At 73.0% G+C, this 17,249-nt stretch carries 16 protein-coding genes and 1 tRNA gene; 5 read left to right on the top strand and 12 right to left on the bottom strand.

Annotated elements, in window-relative coordinates:
* Positions 1 to 71 precede the first annotated feature (71 nt).
* The gene (locus ABT095_RS05695) at positions 72 to 1,298 is read left to right on the top strand and encodes a sensor histidine kinase (RefSeq protein ID WP_350527996.1); all 1,227 of its coding nucleotides are present in this window, start codon (positions 72 to 74) and stop codon (positions 1,296 to 1,298) included.
* Complete coding sequence (locus ABT095_RS05700; RefSeq protein WP_350527997.1) at positions 1,298 to 1,951, top strand: response regulator transcription factor; 654 nt, start codon at positions 1,298 to 1,300, stop codon at positions 1,949 to 1,951. The genes ABT095_RS05695 and ABT095_RS05700 overlap by 1 nt, the downstream gene beginning before the upstream one ends.
* A gap of 20 nt (positions 1,952 to 1,971) precedes the next feature.
* On the opposite strand, the gene ABT095_RS05705 is transcribed toward ABT095_RS05700, so the two are convergent.
* Both ABT095_RS05705 and ABT095_RS05710 read right to left on the bottom strand, forming a co-directional pair.
* Positions 1,972 to 2,577 (bottom strand): response regulator, encoded by a 606-nt coding sequence (locus tag ABT095_RS05705; RefSeq protein ID WP_350527998.1) that lies wholly within the window; start codon positions 2,575 to 2,577, stop codon positions 1,972 to 1,974.
* A 17-nt stretch (positions 2,578 to 2,594) separates the two neighbouring features.
* Complete coding sequence (locus ABT095_RS05710; protein WP_350527999.1) at positions 2,595 to 3,320, bottom strand: sensor histidine kinase; 726 nt, start codon at positions 3,318 to 3,320, stop codon at positions 2,595 to 2,597.
* A gap of 467 nt (positions 3,321 to 3,787) precedes the next feature.
* On the opposite strand from ABT095_RS05710, the gene ABT095_RS05715 reads away from it, so the two are divergent.
* The 3 genes from ABT095_RS05715 to ABT095_RS05725 are packed head-to-tail and all read left to right on the top strand — an operon-like array spanning position 3,788 to position 7,090.
* Positions 3,788 to 5,836 (top strand): thiopeptide-type bacteriocin biosynthesis protein, encoded by a 2,049-nt coding sequence (locus tag ABT095_RS05715; protein ID WP_350528000.1) that lies wholly within the window; start codon positions 3,788 to 3,790, stop codon positions 5,834 to 5,836.
* A complete protein-coding gene (locus ABT095_RS05720; RefSeq protein ID WP_350528001.1) occupies positions 5,833 to 6,180 on the top strand; it encodes a hypothetical protein in 348 nt (115 codons plus the stop codon). Before ABT095_RS05715 ends, ABT095_RS05720 begins: the two co-directional genes overlap by 4 nt.
* Positions 6,158 to 7,090, top strand: coding sequence for a hypothetical protein (locus tag ABT095_RS05725; protein ID WP_350528002.1), 933 nt, complete (start codon positions 6,158 to 6,160; stop codon positions 7,088 to 7,090). The genes ABT095_RS05720 and ABT095_RS05725 overlap by 23 nt, the downstream gene beginning before the upstream one ends.
* 16 nt (positions 7,091 to 7,106) lie before the next feature.
* Here the strand turns inward: ABT095_RS05725 and ABT095_RS05730 are convergent, their stop codons facing one another.
* The 10 genes from ABT095_RS05730 to ABT095_RS05775 form a co-directional block, all read right to left on the bottom strand.
* Positions 7,107 to 7,361 carry a hypothetical protein gene (locus ABT095_RS05730; RefSeq protein WP_350528003.1) on the bottom strand — a complete coding sequence of 85 codons (255 nt, stop codon included), beginning with the start codon at positions 7,359 to 7,361 and terminating at the stop codon, positions 7,107 to 7,109.
* A 127-nt stretch (positions 7,362 to 7,488) separates the two neighbouring features.
* Positions 7,489 to 7,562: transfer RNA gene (locus tag ABT095_RS05735), tRNA-Lys, on the bottom strand.
* Positions 7,563 to 7,637: 75 nt separating this feature from the next.
* The gene (locus ABT095_RS05740; RefSeq protein ID WP_350528004.1) at positions 7,638 to 9,056 is read right to left on the bottom strand and encodes a NarK family nitrate/nitrite MFS transporter; all 1,419 of its coding nucleotides are present in this window, start codon (positions 9,054 to 9,056) and stop codon (positions 7,638 to 7,640) included.
* Between the two features lie 22 nt (positions 9,057 to 9,078).
* On the bottom strand, positions 9,079 to 9,450 hold the full coding sequence (locus tag ABT095_RS05745; protein WP_350528005.1) for a hypothetical protein: 372 nt from the start codon (positions 9,448 to 9,450) through the stop codon (positions 9,079 to 9,081).
* Positions 9,447 to 10,046: a QcrA and Rieske domain-containing protein gene (locus ABT095_RS05750; protein ID WP_350528006.1), complete on the bottom strand. Its 600-nt coding sequence runs from the start codon at positions 10,044 to 10,046 to the stop codon at positions 9,447 to 9,449. Before ABT095_RS05750 ends, ABT095_RS05745 begins: the two co-directional genes overlap by 4 nt.
* Entirely contained in the window at positions 10,043 to 10,657 is a 615-nt protein-coding gene (locus ABT095_RS05755) for a 4Fe-4S dicluster domain-containing protein (protein ID WP_350528007.1), read from the bottom strand. The genes ABT095_RS05750 and ABT095_RS05755 overlap by 4 nt, the downstream gene beginning before the upstream one ends.
* Before the next feature lie 5 nt (positions 10,658 to 10,662).
* Positions 10,663 to 12,954 carry a molybdopterin oxidoreductase family protein gene (locus tag ABT095_RS05760; RefSeq protein ID WP_350528008.1) on the bottom strand — a complete coding sequence of 764 codons (2,292 nt, stop codon included), beginning with the start codon at positions 12,952 to 12,954 and terminating at the stop codon, positions 10,663 to 10,665.
* The gene (locus tag ABT095_RS05765) at positions 12,951 to 14,033 is read right to left on the bottom strand and encodes an MFS transporter (RefSeq protein WP_350528009.1); all 1,083 of its coding nucleotides are present in this window, start codon (positions 14,031 to 14,033) and stop codon (positions 12,951 to 12,953) included. Before ABT095_RS05765 ends, ABT095_RS05760 begins: the two co-directional genes overlap by 4 nt.
* Positions 14,034 to 14,250: 217 nt before the next feature.
* Entirely contained in the window at positions 14,251 to 16,302 is a 2,052-nt protein-coding gene (locus tag ABT095_RS05770; RefSeq protein ID WP_502884822.1) for an ABC transporter ATP-binding protein, read from the bottom strand.
* On the bottom strand, positions 16,299 to 17,246 hold the full coding sequence (locus tag ABT095_RS05775; protein WP_350528010.1) for an ABC transporter permease: 948 nt from the start codon (positions 17,244 to 17,246) through the stop codon (positions 16,299 to 16,301). Before ABT095_RS05775 ends, ABT095_RS05770 begins: the two co-directional genes overlap by 4 nt.
* Positions 17,247 to 17,249 lie beyond the last annotated feature (3 nt).

Here is a 17,249-nt window from a genome sequence, read left to right on the forward strand (position 1 = left end):
TCATCCTTTCCTTGGGCGGGGTCGATGTCATATGCTCCGTCCGGAGTCGAGTAGGACCCATGGGAGCCGGTATGAGGGATGGTCAGCCCGACCAGGCGCCGCAGCGACTGGCGGATGCGGCGGATGTGCTCGCCCCAAGGCTCGCCAAGGCGATCCTCTACGCGGTTCTCCTCTCCTATCTGGTCATGACGCTGCTCAATATCCTGGGATCGATTCGGGATATTCCGATGGTTGCCGTCGGCATGATCGGCGTGCTGCTCATTTTCATGCTGCAGTTCCTGCATTCCGACCCCCGCATGCGCCGGGCGACTCTTCGCCTCAGGGTCATTACGCTCGGTAGTCAGGCCCTGCTGACCTATCTGCCGCTCATCGTTTTCCACTGGCAATGGGGCAGTATGGGCGCATTCTTCGCGGGCTCCTGCCTGCTGCTCCTGCCGCCCCGCTGGGGATGGTCCCTTTACGGGCTGACCGGCCTGAGCATGGCGGTCTACGCCGCTTTCGACGGAATGCCGGCCGTCGAGGTCGTTTACATGGGCCAGTCGAACTATCTCGGCGGGCTCGTCGTGTACGGGATCTCCTGGTTCACGGCACTGGTCTCCGTGCTCCACGAGACGCGCAGCGAACTCGCCCGGATGGCCGTCTCCAACGAGCGGCTGCGATTCGCCCGGGATCTGCACGACCTGCTCGGCTACAGCCTCTCCGCGATCTCGCTGAAGAGCGAGCTGATCCGCCGGCTGCTCCCCGCCAGCCCCGACCGGGCCCGGGAGGAGGTGTCCGAGGTGCTGGACATCTCGCGCCAGGCCCTGGCCGACGTGCGGCTGGTGGCCAGCGGCTACCGGGACATGTCGCTGGTGCAGGAGTGCGCCTCCGCCCGCGAGGTGCTGCGGGCGGCCGAGGTGGACGCCACCCTCACCGTCTCGGTCGGCGAGCTGCCGCCGGCGGTGGACACCGTGCTGGCGACGGTGCTGCGCGAGGGGATGACCAACCTGCTGCGGCACAGCCGGGTCCGGTCCTGCACCATCGAGGCGGTGCAGGAGGGCGGCAGCGTGCAGCTCTCGGTGGTCAACGACGGGGTCGAGCCGGGGGTCGGAGCGGTCGATCCGCACGGCGGCAGCGGGCTGGGTAACCTGACGCTGCGGGTCCGGGCGATGGGCGGCACGCTCAGCGCCGGGCTCGGCGCGGACGGTCGGTTCCACCTGGTCGCCACCGTGCCGGTCGAGACCGCGCCCCAGGCGCCCGGGCTGGACCTGCAGCCGCTCAAGGCGCTGCGGCGGCTGTCCCGGAAGGTCGCCGTCTGATGGTGCTGCAGGAGCCGGCCGCCGAGCCTCAGCAGACGGAGCGCAAGCTGCGCGTGCTGCTCGCCGAGGACGCGCACATGGTCCGCGGTGCGCTGATCGCGCTGCTCCAGCTGGAGCCGGACATCGAGGTCGTGGTGGATGTGGACCGCGGGGACGCGATCCTGCCCGCCGCGCTGGAGCACCGGCCGGACGTCGCGGTGCTGGACGTTGACCTGCCCGGGATGGACGGGCTCGCCGCCGCCGCGCAGCTGGCCGAGCAGTTGCCCTCCTGCCGTGCCCTGATGCTGACCAGCCTGGGCCGCCCGGGCACCCTGCGCCGGGCGCTGGACGCCCAGGTCAGCGGGTACCTGCTCAAGGACGCGCTGCCGGAGCAGCTGGCCGCGGCCGTCCGTTCGGTGGCCGCCGGCCAGCGGGTGATCGACCCGCAGCTGGCGATGTCGGTGTGGGAGAGCCGGGAGAGCCCGCTGACGGCCCGTGAGGGTGAGGTGCTCCAGCTGGCCTCGCCGGGGGCCGAGGTGGGGGAGATCGCCCGGACGCTGCACCTGTCCGAGGGGACGGTGCGCAACTACCTGACCTCGATCGTGGTCAAGGTCGGCGGGCGGAACCGGATCGACGCGATCCGGATCGCCCGCGAGGCGGGCTGGATCTCTTAGGGCCTGTCCGGCCCTGGGGCTCAGAGCCAGCCGCGCTCGCGGGCGGCCTTGGCGGCCTCCACCCTGGTCCGGGTGCCGGTCTTGGTCATCGCGGCCGAGAGGTGGTTGCGGATGGTGCCGTGCGCCAGGTGCAGCCGGGAGGCCACGTCGGAGAGCGGCGCGCCGTGCTCCGCGGCCTCGAGCACCTCGCGCTCCCGCCCGGTCAGCGGATTGGGCGCGGCGGTGAGCGCGGTGACGGCCAGCGCGGGATCGATCACCCGGCGCCCGGCGGCGACCTGGCGGACCGTCTCGATGATCTCCTCGACCTGCGAGTTCTTCGCGACGAAGCCGTCGGCCTGGGCGTTCAGCGCACGGGTCAGGTAGCCGGGCTGGCCGAAGGAGGTCAGGATGACCACCCGGCACTGCGGCAGTTCCTGCTTGACCTGGACCGTCACCGCGAGACCGTCCTGGCCGGGCATGTCGATGTCCAGCAGGGCGACGGTGGGGCGGTGCTGACGGATCGCCGCCAGGGCCTGGTCGCCGTCACCGACCACGGCCAGGACGTCGATGTCCTTCTCCTGGGCCAGCAACTGGCCCAGGGCGTCCGCGATGATCCGCTGATCGTCCGCCAGAACCACTGTGATCACTGGACGTCCCCTCCTCCTCAGGCACTCCCCGCCGCGGCCGGGACACCCGGCCGGGGGCCGGTCGGCACAACGGCGACGAGCTCGAAGCGGGTGTCGGTCCGGTCGACCCGCAGGGTGCCGCCCATGACCGAGACCTGGGCCAGCATACTGGGGATGCCGCTCCCGGTTCCGGGCCCGGAGCCCGTGGCCGGGCCGCCCGGGCGCTCCCGGGGCACGCCGTTGTTGCCGACCGCGAGCCGCAGCCCGTCGGCCGTCGGCGTGAGGGTGATCCAGGCCCGGTGCGCGGTGCTGTGCCGCAGGATGTTCGCGGTGCACTCGCGGAGCACCCAGCCCAGCGCGTCGCAGACCCGCGGACTCCAGCCGGCGGCGCCCGAGCCCCAGCCGGAGGCCGTCTCCAGCGCGGCGGCGACCTCCAGCTCGATCCCCACCGCGCGCAGCGTCTCGGCCGTGCGCACCAGCGCGGCGCTCAGCGACACCGGCCGGTAGTCCGGCGAGGAGAACCGCACTTCGTGCAGGGCGGCCCGCAGCTCGTGCTCCAGCGAGAAGAGCGGCGCGTGCTGATCGGCCGCCCGGACCTCGCGGAGCCGCGTGCTGAGCGCGCTCAGCCGGTGGCCGGTCGGGTCGTGGCGCGGGTCGTGGTGCTGGCCGGCCCGGGCGCCGACGGTGGCCAGCGGGGCGGGAGCGCCGGCCAGCGGCGCGGGCGAGGCGGCGGGGCGGAAGGGCCAGAGTGCGTACCGTGCCATCCTCACCGCCCGGAGCGGCGGTAGGCGGCGGAGGGAATGCGAAAGCCGAAAGGCCGGGACGAATTTCTCCCGACGCGCGCTGAGGCCGTCGACGTCATTCCGATGCTCCGTTCTGCACGCGTCGGCTGGAACTGCCGCGATCCTATTCGCCGGGGCCGGTGGTCGCCCAGGGTTACTTGTCGCTGATGCATCGTTACAGTTGTCACGAGGTGCCCCCGGTCGCCGTGAACTCCGCCGGGCCGCAGGGGGTTTCGTGGGCCGTCGGAGCCGGGTTCCGTGACAGTTGTCATGGTCCATGGGTGCATGCTGGCCGGTCTGTCACCGGCAGGATCTGACAGTTGTCACGTCTATTTCGCAAAAGGTTGACGATTGCGGAGAAGGAGTGCGAAGAATATGCCACCGGTCGGTCGAAGGGAGCGGAGTCCGATCTCCTGAATTCCCCCCTGTGCCGTTCCAGAGGAAGCCCCATGTCCACCACCACGATCGCGCCCGAGTGGGAGTCGCTGCACGTCTTCGCGCACGGCGACCGCAGCACCGCCGACCACCTCTACCTGGCCGCGGCCGAGGAGGGCCGCCGCGCCGTCGGCGCGGGCCTGGCCAGCGGCTGGTTCGCCCTGCGCTACTGGGAGGGCGGGCCGCACATCCGGCTCCGCCTGCGCGACACGGCGCCGGGGCTGGCCGACGAGGTGGCCCAGCGGCTGGCGGTCCGGGCGGGCACCCTCCCCGGCACCGAGCCCTTCCCCGCCTTCCCACTGCAGAACGGCGGCTTCCGGCCCGGCAACCGCCGCACGGCCGAGGCGATCGGCTGGCAGCCCACCGGCACCGTGCTCCGGCCGGGCTACCGCCCCGAGACGGCCCGGTACGGCGGCCCCGAGGCGATGCCGCTCGGCGAGGACATGTTCCAGTACTCCAGCGAGCTGGCCGCCGAGGCCCTCCCGGCGGTCCTCGCCGGCGCCTCCCGGGCCGGCACCGCACTCGCCCTGCTCGCCGGTCAGGTCGCGGGGCTGCTCGACGCCGGCTTCGACGAGACCACCGTCGGTACCTCGCTGCGCCGGTACGCGCTGGCCTCCGCCGCCCGGCCCGGCGCCCCCCGGGTCGACGTCCCCGCCGCCCGGGCCCGGGCGGCGCACGAGTACGAGCAGCAGCCCGAGCAGTTCCGGGCCGCCGTCGCGCGGCTGCGGGCGGCGGCTCAGCGGTCGGCCGGGCCGGCCGTCGGGCTGCCCGGCCGCTGGGCCGCGGCCGTGCACGACTACGCCCGGCGGCTCCAGGCGCTCGGGGGCGACCCCTGGCCCGCGCTGACCGGGCAGTGGCACATGCTGGCCAACCGGCTCGGCAGCTCGGTGGCCGACGAGTCCTTCCTCACCTGGCTGGCCGGGCTCACCCTCTCCGGCCGCCTGCTCGGCCCCGACGGCACCGAGCCCACCCCGCACCCCGGCGCCCGCACCGCCCGCGCCACCGGCGAGTTCCTGCACGCCGTGAAGGCGCACCGCGAGTCGCTGACCCAGCGGGCCCACCTGGCCGCCCGGGCCCGCCGCGCAGCCGAGCCCACCGAGCACGCGCCCGCCGAGCACGGGCACGCGGAGCCTGCGGCCGCTGAAAACCCAGCTGTCGAACGCACCGCCGCCGAGCGCTCCGCCGCCGAGCACTCTGCCCCCGAGCACGAGCACGAGCACGAACCGGCCGGCCGGGAGAGCGGCGAGGCCGCCCGGGGCCACGCCGAGCCTGCCGACCGGCGGCGCGGCCCACGCGGCCTGGTCCCCGTCGAGGCCCTGGAGGAAGCGGGGGAGTCCGACCCCACCTGGCCGTCCGGCGGGTACCGCACCCCGGCGCCGCTGTACGCCGTCCCCCGGCCCGGCCACCACACCGCGGCGCCCCAGGGCGGCCCGGTTCCGCTCCCGGCGGTGGACGCGGCGCTGGCCGTCTCGGCCCTGCCCGAGCTGCTGGGCCTGCTCGACCGGCCGGCTGCCCGGCCCGAGGCCTGCGGCGGCGAGTTCGACGCGGCCCGCCTGGCCACCCTGCTCGGCCTGGCCGCCGGGGTGGTCCCGCCGGCCTCCGCGCCCGGCCCGGGCCGATCGGCCGCCGCCCCCCACCCGCTGCTGCTCGATGTCGTGGTCCGCCGGGTCGCCGGCCTCCCCGCCGGGAGCTACCGCTACCTGCCCGCCGAGCACGCGCTCTCCCCCCGCCCGGCGGTGGACACCGCGGCACTGCTCTCCACTTCGCCGTACGCCGCCCCCCGCCCCGCCTGGCACCGGCCGACGGTCGCCGAGGAGGCGCCCGTCCTGCTGCTGCTCGGCACCGCCCCCGGGGTCAGCACCCTCCGGTACGGCCCGCGCGGCGCCCGGTCGGCCCTGCTGGAGGCCGGTCGGTTGACGCAGAGCCTGCTGCTCACCGCCACCGCGCTCGGCCTGCGGGCGGTCACGGTCTGCGGCGGCTACGACGAGCTGGCCCTCGCCTCGGGCGGCGGTGGGCTGCCCACCCAGCCGCTCTGCCTGGTCGCGGTGGGGGCCGAGTCGTGATCATCATCCACCCCGTCGCCGCGCCCGCCGCCACCGTCGTGGTGCCCAACCCCGACCTGCGCGCCCTGCTGGCCGAGCGCTCGGCCGGGCACTGCTTCGTCGACCGCGAGCGGCGGGCGGAGGCCCGGCTCGCGGTGGTCGAGCGCTCGGGCTGGCTCGTGGTCGGTGACGCCGCGCTGGCGGAAGAGGCCGGGCCGGTGCCGACCGGCGCCCTGCCGCACCACGCGGCGGTGGCGGTCGGGCTGCTCCGGCGGCTGGGCACCACCCGCCCGGGGGAGTGGTACGCCTTCGATCTGGACGGTCAGAGCCTGCGAGGAGGCCATGGTGTCCCTGTTCTCCGCTGATCAACTGCGCACGGTCGCCGCACCCGCCGCGCCGAGCACGGCGACGGGTGCGAAGCCGAAGCGCCGCCCGCCGGTGCTGCTGCCCGAGGAGCTGACCCCGTCGGTGCCCGCCGCCCGGCCGGTGTCCAGGGCCGCCACCGGCCGACTCACCGAGGGGCAGCCGTCCGCCGGTCTCGGCGTGCAGTACGACCCCACCGGCGCCGTGGTGGCGGGCGGTCCGCGGACGTGGCGGTTCAGCGGCAGCGCCGGCACCAGGCTGGGCGAGATACTGCTGGGCCACCGAAAGGCGGAGGAGCCGGAGGCCGAGCTGCTGCAGACCCTCGGGCTCTGGGAGGCGGTCGACCCCGAGCTGGCCGCCGCGCAGCGGGCGGCGTTCCCCGACACCGACGTCAGCGAGGGCGTGCTGCGGTTCTGCGGCCGGTGGGCGCCGACGACCCGGCAGCACGCCTCGGGCGCCGGGGCCGTGGCGGCCTGGCGCAGACTCCGGCCGGTGGTGGTCGGCGACTCGCTGCTGGCCCAGGCCCTGGTCCGTGAGCTGGCCCTGGGCTGGCCCGGTGCGGAGTCGGGGGGTGAGCCGGCCGAGGAGGTGCTGGTGGTGGTCGACGGTGAGACCACTGATGAGAGCAGAGCCCAGCTCCCGGTCGCCAGCTGGGGCGGCACCGTCTCGGTCGGCCCCTGGACGGCGCCCGGCACCACGCCTTGCGTGATCTGCACCGCCGCCCGCCGCGGCAGATCCGCCACCTGCACCGAGGCCGCCGAGCCAGACCTCGACCTGCTGGCCGCCCTGGTGGTCGGCGAGCTGGTGCACACCGCCGCCGGGATAGGGCGCGGCGCCCGCCCCGGCCTGATCGTCGAGCACACCCCGGCCACCGGCGAGACCCAGGCCTACCCCTGCCGTCACGACGGCTGACCGGCCGGGGCCGGCCTCACTGGCCCGGGCAGGCCAGCCCGAAGTCGAGCCGGAGCCCTTCGAGGTCCGTGTTCAGCAGCTGGAGCTGGTTGGCCATGGCGTCCCGCCGGTTGCGCAACAGCTGCAGTTGAGCCTGGTCAGGATTGGTCTGCTGTTCGAGGTGCGTGAGCTGCCCCTCGATCACGCGCAGCTGAGCGGATTTGCGCTGGACCTCCTGCTCGTCGTCGAGGAGCAGTTTCCTGGTCGTCGCGCAGATGTCATCGGTGGTCATGGTGACCAGTGTTCCGGCCGTGGACGAACTACCGAGTCCTGCCGCAGCGACGCGCCGAGTACTGCCCCCGACCGGCCCAGACGACCGAAGGCCCTCCGCATGAAGCGAAGGGCCTTCGACCTGTCTGTGCGCCGCCAGGGACTCGAACCCCGGACCCGCTGATTAAGAGTCAGCTGCTCTAACCAACTGAGCTAGCGGCGCCTGCTGACCTGGGAGACTGTACGCGATGTCGCGCGGATCTCCGAATCGTGGCGGCGGCGCCACCCAGGGTGACGGTCAGCTGGGGGCCTCGGCGCCCGGGCGGGCGTAGAACCACCAGCAGACGCCGAGGCAGATCACGTAGAAGCCGACGAAGACCCAGAGCGAGCTGGTCACCGGGAAGAGCGCGAACATCGCCGGGATGAAGAAGAAGCCGTAGGCGGCGATCGCGGAGGAGAAGCCGGTGACGGCCCCCGCCTCCATCTCGGCCTGGTGGCGCGCCTCATCCTGGGCCTGCGGGTCCGGTCCGGCGGTGGCCCGGTGCTGGTTGAGGAAGATCACCGGGATCTGCCGGAAGGTCGAGCCGTTGCCGATGCCGGAGAAGAAGAAGGCGCAGAGGAAGCCGGCGTAGAAGAGCCAGAAGTTGCCGTTGCTCCCACCGGAGGGCAGCGCGTTGATCACCACGATGATCGAGGCCGCCATCCCGACGAAGGAGATCATCGTGCACCGCGCCCCGCCCACCTTGTCCCCGAGCCAGCCGCCGAGCCAGCGGGTCAGCGCCCCGATGAACGGGCCGACCCAGGCGTACTTGGTCGCGGAGTAGGCGGAGTCGATCGGGGTGAAGGTGGTGTTGATGAGGTTGGGCAGCGCTGAGGCGAAGCCGATGAAGGAGCCGAAGGTGCCGACGTAGAGCACGGTCATCAGCCAGTTGTGCTTGCGCCGGAAGATGACCTTCTGGCGGCTGAACGGCGCGGCGGCCACCTTGAGGTCGTTCATCAGGAACCACGCGGCGGCGGTCATCACCACCAGCAGCGGGATCCACAGGAAGGCGCCGTTCTGCAGCCAGACCTCGGTGCCGTCCTTCTCCCGCTGCGAGCCGCCCGCCGGCGGGCCGAGCACGGCCGCCGTGATCACCAGCGGTGCGACCAACTGCACCACGCTGACGCCCAGGTTGCCCAGGCCGCCGTTGATGCCGTTGGCGTTGCCCTTGCGGGCCTTGGGGTAGAAGAAGCCGATGTTCACCATCGAGGAGGCGAAGTTGGCGCCGCCGATGCCGCAGAGCGCGGCGATCGCCACCATCACCCCGTACGGCGTCGAGGTGTCCTGCACCGCGAAGCCCAGCCAGAGCAACGGGCCGACCAGGACGATGGTGCTGAGCGCCGTCCAGCGCCGCTGGCCGACCACCGGGCCGACGAAGGTGTAGACGAGCCGGAAGGTGCCGCCGGTCAGGCCCGGGACGGCGGTGAGCCAGAACTTCTGCGACTCGCTGAAGGTGAAGCCGACCTTGCTCAGCTGGACGACCGTCACCGACCAGACCTGCCAGACCACGAAGGCGAGCAGTAGGGCGGGCACGGAGACCCAGAGGTTGCGGGCGGCGACCTTGCTCCCGATTGCGGACCAGAAGCCCGGGTCCTCCGGCTCCCAGGCCGAGATCGTCCGGCCGGGGCCGTAGTCCTCCCGCCGGTGCTCGGGAGCCTTCTCTTCGGTGGTGCTCAACTCTGCCTGCCTCGTCAGTAGGTCAGCGGTCCTTGGGGGAGATCCACCAGGCCGCCAGCACGACCAGGAAGGAGGCCGCCGAGAAGCCGGTGCACCACCAGGCGGTGGTGGTTTCGCCCTTCATCCAGGCGTTGGTGGCCACGGTCAGGGCCCAGAGCTGGCCGATCACCACGGTCATGGTGAACAGCACCCGCGCGGTCAGCGCGGCCGAGCGCTCGGGCTGGTGCTCGCCCCCGGCGCCGGGGCCCGGCCCGGTGTGCCGGATGCGCGGGTCGGCGTAGCCGCTGGTGGCGCGGATCTGCGGGTACCGTTCGGCCACCGGCCGGTTGAGCCGGGGTTCATCGCTGCCGGGGTGGTATCCGGGCGGGAAGTGCACCGGGTCCGGGGTGGTCATGACGCCCCGCCCCGCAGGATCGCCGCGCAGCCCGCGCGGGCCGCGAAGTCGGGGTCCCGCTCCTGGAGTTGGCGGCAGAGGCCGCGCTCGTCACTCTCCCCGGAGCGGGCGGTGCCGATCGCCCAGACGGCGCCGCCGCCGTCCTCGACCACCACCACCTTGGGCAGCGGCCGAGGCGGCGGACCAGCCGTCACCTCGCCGGTGCGGGCACTGAACACCCCTTCGTGGCACGGGCAGTAGAGCTCGCCCTCCTCGCCGCGCTCCTTGCGCCAGAGCACGCCGCAGGCCAGGTGGGTGCAGACGGTGGAGTACCCGACCAGGGTGCCGTCGGCCAGCCGGATCGCCATCGCCCGGTCGTGCTCGCCGGGGTAGTTGAAGGCGACGGCCTGCCCTCGGGCCAGCCGGTCGGCCACCTTGAGCGGGGGTGCGCTGCCGTCCCCGTGCCGGGGCAGCACCCCGGCGGCGACCACCGTCGAGCCGACGGCCAGGCCGCCGGAGACGGTGGCCACGATCCGCAGGTAGTCCCGCCGGGTGGTCAGCGAGTCGGCGCTGATCCGGTCGATCAGGGCCTCCTGGTCCGCGGGCTGCTCGTTCACGCTGGCACTCCGTTCCCGGGCGTCGGCTGCCCGTTGACCTCGACGATCGGCAGCCCGCCCGGCACGCTCCCGGGCCGCTCGGCGGGCACCACCATGGCGACCCCGGTGGAGACCGTCACGTCGCCGAAGGCGAACATCGTGGAGACGTCCACCCCCGGCCGTTCGGCCTGCAGCTCCTCCAAGGTGCCGTAGAACAGCGCCCCGCTCGGGCAGACCGTCGCGCACATCGGAGCCAGTCCGTAGGCGGTGCGGTCGTAGCAGAGGTTGCACTTCATCTGCAGCTTGGCCTCGAGGTCGATCTTGGGGATGCCGAACGGGCAGGCGTTGACGCAGTTGGCGCAGCCGATGCAGCGGGTCGGGTCGGCCTGCTGCACCACGCCGTCGGCGGTGATCAGGATGGCGTCCGCCGGGCAGACTTCGGCGCAGGGGGCGACCGGGTCCTCGCAGTGCATGCAGACGCTCGGCAGCGAGGCCACCGAGCGGCCTTCGTCCGGGTAGTCCAGGTGGATCATCGACTTGCCCCGGTGCGAGTCGCACTCGCGGCAGGCCGAGACGCAGGCCTGGCAGCCGATGCAGCGGCCCGGGTCGATGAAGATCGTCCTGCCCAGCACGGGCCTCAGCCCCTCTCGGAGGTGCCGCGCCCCTGCGGGGCGGTCGGCGGCAGCGGGTCGGTGCGGGAGGCCTGGGCCTGCGGGTAGGCCTCCCGGCCTGGCGGGGTCGGCGGCGCGGGCACCTCGTCCAGTTCGGCGGCCCGTTCGATCCGGACGGCGCAGACCTTGTACTCGGGGATCTTCGAGCGCGGGTCCAGCGCGTCGACGGTCAGCGCGTTGGCGGCCACCGGGTAGGGCCAGTGGTACGGGACGAAGACGTGGTCGGGCCGGATCGCCTCCGTCACCAGCGCGGGCAGCACCTGGCTGCCGCGCCGGGTGGTCACCCGGACCGGCTCGCCGTTGCGGAAGCCGTGCGAGGGGTGCACCTCGACCCAGGGGCGCGGGGTCTGCTCGACCAGCCCGCCGAGCCGCCTGGTCTGGTTCCCGGAGAGGAAGTGCGCGACCGTCCGCCCGGTGGTCAGCGTCATCGGGTACTCCTCGTCGTACGGGTCGGCCGGCGGGTGCCACTCGACGGTCTGCAGGTGCACCTTGCCGTCCGCGTGGTACGTCCGGCCGCCTTCGAACAGCCTTGGCGTGCCCGGGTGTTCGAGCGTCGGGCAGGGCCAGGCGATGCCGCCGGTCTCCTCCAGCCGCTCGTAGGTGATGCCGTAGTAGTCGTTCACCGTGCCCGCCGAGGCGACCCGCAGCTCGTCGAAGAGCTCGCGCGAGCCGGCGAAGGCGAACTTCTCGCCGTAGCCGAGCCGACGGGCCAGTTCGCAGAGCACCCAGGTGTCGGTGCGCACGCCCTCGGGCGGTTCCTGGGCCTTGTTGTGCTTGACCACCCGGGCCTCGGCGTTGGCCATCACGCCCTCGTCCTCGGCCCAGGTGGTGATCGGGAACACCACGTGGGCGTTGGCGGCCGTCTCGGAGAGGAAGAAGTCCAGCTGGGCGTGGAACTCCAGGGTGTCGTAACCGTCTTTCACCACCGCATAGTTGGGCAGCGAGACGAAGGGGTTGTTGCACAGCCCGATCAGGCCGCGGATCTCGCGGCGCTGCATCTGCCAGACCATCTCCATCATTGAGGTGCCGGCCTGCGGGAGCTGGGACTCCTCGATGCCCCAGATCTTCGCGATCTGCCGCCGGTGCTCCGGGTCGTTGATCGAGCGCCCGCCCGGCAGCAGGTCGGACTTCTGGCCGTGCTCGCGGCCGCCCTGGCCGTTGCCCTGGCCGGTGATGGTGCCGTAGCCGCAGCCGGGCTTGCCCAGATTGCCCGTCGCCACACAGAGGTTGATGACGCTCAGGCAGTTCTCCACGCCCTGGGTGTGGTGCTCGATGCCGCGCGCGTGCCAGGCCATCGCCCGCTCGGCGGTGCCGAACAGCCTTGCCACCTCGACGATCTGGGCCTCCGGGACGCCGCAGATCTCGGCCGCACGGGAGGGCGGGTAGGCCTTGACGGTCTGCTTCACCTCGGCCCAGCCGGTGGTGTGCGCGGCGAGGAAGGCCTCGTCGGTGAGCCCGTCCTCGATCACCACGTTCAGCACGGCGTTGAAGAAGGCAGAGTCGGTGCCGGACTTGAGCGCCACGTGCACGTCCGCCGTGCGGGCCACGGCCGTCTCGCGCGGGTCCACCACGATCAGCTTGGCGCCCCTGTCCCGGGCGCCCCAGACGTACTGGGTCATCACCGGGAAGCACTCGCCGACGTTGGAGCCCGCGATCAAGAGGCAGTCGGTCTGCAGGATGTCGGAGAACGGGTTGGCCGCCCGGTCGATCCCGAAGGCCAGCTTGTTGGCCCCGGCCGCGCTCACCATGCACAGCCGCCCGTTGTAGTCCACGTGCCGGGTCTTGAGCGCGACCCGGGCGAACTTGCCGACCAGGTACGTCTTCTCGGAGAAGAGACTGGCCCCGCCGAGCAGCCCGAAGGCGTCCACCCCGTGCGCGCCCTGGATCCGGCGGATCTCCTCCACCGTGTAGGTGAGCGCCTCCTCCCAGCTCACCTCGCGGAAGGGCTCCTCGCGCGAGCGGCGCATGAGCGGGGCGGTCAGGCGGTCGGGGTGGTTGACCTGCTGGTAGGCGTTGATGCCCTTGGGGCACAGGCGCATCCGGTTGATGTCGTGGTTGCGCGGCTCGACGCCGAAGACCTTGCCGGCCTCGCTGACCCGCAGGTACATCCCGCACTGCACCCCGCAGAAGCAGCAGTGGGTGGGCACCAGGTGCTCGCCGGTCTGGTCGGCCCGCCACCCGTCGGCCGGCAGGCCGCCCGCGTCGCGGAACCGGCGGGTGCCGGGCGGGGCGATCACGGGGTCGAGGCGGTCGGTCATCGGTAGCCTCGCTTCACCTGGGAGAGGTAGGCGCCGCCGCGCAGGACGCGCTTGCAGCGGGGGCAGTACTCGGCCCACTCGTCGTAGTCGAGCCGCAGGTCGCGCATGGTGGCGCGCAGGTTCGCCACGTACGCGGCGGTGTCGACCGGCTCGCCGCAACGGCGGCAGGCGTGGACCTCGCCCGCGGGGCCGCGCCGGGAGACGTACTTGAAGAGCTGCATGCCGACGGCGGCCGGGCGCTGCACGATGTGGAAGAACTTGCCGAACGGGAGGTAGAGCAGGGTCAGCACCACCGAGGCCATGTGCAGCAGGGCCAGGAACTCGTAGCCGCCGCCGTGCAGGGCGACGGTGGAGAAGGTCAGCAGCAGGCCGGTCACCGAGATGGTGATCAGGGCGAGCAGCGGCAGGAAGTCGTAGCCGAAGCGCTGGCCGGTGATCGCCTCGCGGTCGCGGGTGCGGCGCCAGAGGAAGTACCCGGCGCCCGCGATCACCAGGACGGCCGCGAGGTCGAGCCCGTGGTACATCGCCCAGCCGAAGAAGCTGCCGGAGTCGAAGCCGAGCACTTTGAAGCCCCAGATCCGCATCTCGTACCCGGGGCCGGTGGCGCTGGAGGCGGTGAAGGTGAACCAGCCCCAGGTCAGCGGGAAGGTGATGGCCGCGGCCAGCAGGCAGCCCCAGAACATCAGCTGGTGCGCGGCCCAGCGGGCGTGGCTGCGGGCACCGAGGAACTTCTGGAAGCCGAGGTAGGTGATCGCCAGCCGGGGCAGGGCGGTGGGGGCGGAGCGCAGGTTCTCCCAGGAGAGCGCGGCCCGCCAGCCCTGGCGGAAGAGCCGCCGGGCACCCGGCGCGGAGATCCACACCACGTAGCGGTAGGTCACGCCGAAGGCGAGGAAGACGCTGGCCACGGCGTAGGGCACCAGGGCGGAGTCGAAGTCCCGCAGCCCCCGGCTGCCGAGCACGATGGCGGCCACCAGCAGCACGGCCACCCCGGCCGCGACCAGGCTCGCCCGGGCCGTGACCGGCCGTGCGTGGGGTGGCTCCGGCGGCCGCGGAGAGCTCAGTTCTTCGGTGGGGTCCATGGCTCGGACCCTACTGACGGACGGTAGGGTCCGCGCTACGGGTCGACCGTCCGTGGTACGGGGCCGGAAGTCCCCGGTCCGCCGGGACCAACGGCCCTCCGTGGCCGAGGTGCTGGACGGCCTGAGCGGTCGGGCGGTGGTGGTGCCCCTGCTGCTCGGCGACGGCTACCACCCACGGTGGACCTGCCCGCCGTGGGTGGGGGCAGGGCCAAGTGGATCAGCCTTCGGGGTAGTGGCAGGCCGCCGAGTGATCGACACCCGGTGCTGCCTCGGTCAGGGCCGGCGCCTGCGCGTCGCACAGTTCTCGACGGCCCTCGTCCAGGGCGGCGTAGACCTGGCACCGGGTGCGGAAGCGGCAGCCGGTCTGGCGTTCGGTGGGGGAGGGCGGGTCCCCGGCGAGCAGGACACGCGTCCGCGCGCGCTCGGCGGCGGGGTCGGGCAGCGGCACGGCCGAGAGCAGGGCCCGGGTGTAGGGGTGCCGGGGAGCGGAGAAGACGGCGTCCACCGCGCCGGCCTCCACGGTGCGGCCGAGGTACATCACGCTGACCCGGTCCGAGAGGTGCCGGATCACCGAGAGGTCGTGCGAGACGAAGAGGTAGGCCAGGCCCAGCTCCGCCTTGAGCTGCTGCAGCAGGTTGAGCACGCCGGCCTGCACGGACACGTCCAGCGCCGACACCGGCTCGTCCAGCACCAGCAGCTTCGGCTGCACCGCGAGCGCCCGCGCGATCGAGATCCGCTGCCGCTGCCCGCCGGAGAACTGGTGCGGGTACCGCCCGGCGTGTGCCGGGTCGAGCCCGACCTGGCGCAGCAGCTCAGGAACCCGCCGCGCGATGAGCTCGCGCGGCGCCCGCTGGGCGAGCAGCGGTTCGGCGATGATGTCGCTGACCGGCAGCCGGGGGTCGAGGCTGGCCATCGGGTCCTGGAAGACGATCTGCAGGTCCGCCCGGAGCCGGTGCGCCGCCGCCCGGTCGAGCGAGGCGGTGTCCTGCCCGAGCAGCTCGATCTGCCCGGTCTGCGGGGCGGCCAGCCGGAGGATCTCGAACAGGGTGGTGGACTTGCCGGAGCCGGATTCGCCGACCAGGCCGAGCGTCTCGCCCTGCCGGATGTCCAGCTCCACGCCGTCCACGGCGTAGACCTCGCCGACCTTGCGCTTGAACACCGAGCCCTTGAGCACCGGGAAGGTCTTGCCGAGCCCGCTCACGGCCAGCACGGAGGACCGCTCCTCGCGCGGCACGGCGACGGCGGGCGGCGGCACCACCGGCAGGGGGTAGACCTCGCCGGGGGCGGGCCCGCGCTCGGCCAGCTCCTCGGCCCGGACGCAGGCCGCCAGGTGGTCGCCGTCCCCGGTCAGCGGCGGCTCGGCCACCCGGCAGCGGTCCTCGGCCAGCGGGCAGCGGTCGGCGAAGGGGCAGCCGCCGGGCAGGTCGGCGAGCGGGATCGGGCTGCCGGGGATCGGCACCAGCGGCCCGCCGTCGGTGTCCAGCCGCGGCACGGCGCCGATCAGGCCGAGGGTGTACGGGTGGCGCGGGCGGGCGAACAGCTCGTCCACGGCCGCCGTCTCGACCACCCGCCCGGCGTACATCACGGCGACCCGGTCGGCCATCCCGGCGATCACCCCGAGGTCGTGGCTGACCAGCACCAGTGCGGCGCCGGTCTCGCGCTGGGCGCGCCGCAGCACGTCGAGCACCTGGGCCTGGATGGTGACGTCCAGGGCGGTGGTGGGCTCGTCGGCGAGCAGGATGTCGGGATCGTTGGCGATCGCCATCGCGATCATCGCGCGCTGGCGCATGCCGCCGGAGAACTCGTGCGGGAAGTTGTCCAGCGCCCGCTCCGGCTCGGGGATGCCGACCAGGTCGAGCAGTTCGGCCGCGCGTGCCCGGGCGGCCGCCTTGTCCAGGCGCTGGTGGATGCGCAGCGCCTCGGTGATCTGGTCGCCGATCCGGTAGACCGGGGTGAAGGCCGAGAGCGGGTCCTGGAAGACCATGGCGACCTTGTTGCCCCGGATCTTGGCGATCTCCCTGTTGGGCAGGCCGACCAGCTCGCGGCCCTCCAACCGCACCGAGCCGCTGACCGTGGCCGAGCCGGGCAGCAGGCCGAGCACGGCGAGCGCGGTGACGGACTTGCCGGAGCCGGACTCGCCGACGATGCCGAGCGTCTCGCCGCGGCGCAGCCTGAGGTCCACCCCGCGTACGGCGGGCGCGGGCCCGAAGTCGACGGTCAGCTCACTCACGGTCAGCAGGTCGGCGGGGGCGTCGAGGTCGGTGGTCACTTCTTGCTCCGAATGGTCCGGGCGGTGCGAGCGGTACGGGCGGGCCGGGCCGCCTCGGTGGTGGGGTCGAGGGCGTCGCGCAGCCCGTCGCCGATCAGGTTGATGGCCAGCACGAAGAGCACCAGCAGGCCGGCGGCGAAGTAGAACAGCCAGGGGAAGACCGGCGCCTGGTCGGTGCCGGCCGCGAGCAGGGTGCCGAGCGAGACGTCGGGGGAGCGCACGCCGAAGCCGAAGTAGGAGAGCGCCGTCTCGCTCATCACCGCGCCGCCGACGGCGACGGTGGCGTCGGTGATCAGGAAGGAGGCGACGTTCGGCAGGATGTGCCGGACGATGATCCGCAAGCTGTGCACGCCCATGAACTGGGCGGCCCGGACGAACTCGCGCTCGCGCAGGGAGCGGGTCATCGAGCGGATCACCCGGGCGGTGATCATCCAGTTGAAGGCGGCGAGCAGGAAGACGAAGGCGACCCAGCCGGCGCCCTTCAGCTTGGGCGAGATGATGGTGATGATCAGGAAGCTGGGGAAGACCAGCAGCAGGTCGACCAGGAAGGTCAGCACCCGGTCCGCCCAGCCGCCGAAGTACCCGGCGCAGGCGCCGACCAGTGAGGCGACCACGGTGGAGAACACGGCCACCAGCAGACCGATGATCAGTGACTTCTGCAGACCCCGGACGGTCTGCGCGAACACGTCCTGTCCGAGCCCGTTGGTGCCGAACCAGTGCTCGGCGGAGGGCGGCCGGCGCAGCGCCAGGTAGTCGGGGGTGGCGTAGTCCCACTTGGTGACCAGCGGCCCGCCGAAGGCGAGCAGGAAGAGCAGCAGCACGATCACGGAGCCGACCAGCACGCCCTTGGCGGCGAGCAGGCGGCGCAGCACGATCTTCAGCCGCCCGGCGGGGGCCGGAGCGGGGGCGGCGGGCAGGGGGGCCTCGGTGAGGACGGCGGTCATGGT

The organism is Kitasatospora sp. NPDC002227 (assembly GCF_040296285.1).
Lineage (GTDB): Bacteria > Actinomycetota > Actinomycetes > Streptomycetales > Streptomycetaceae > Kitasatospora.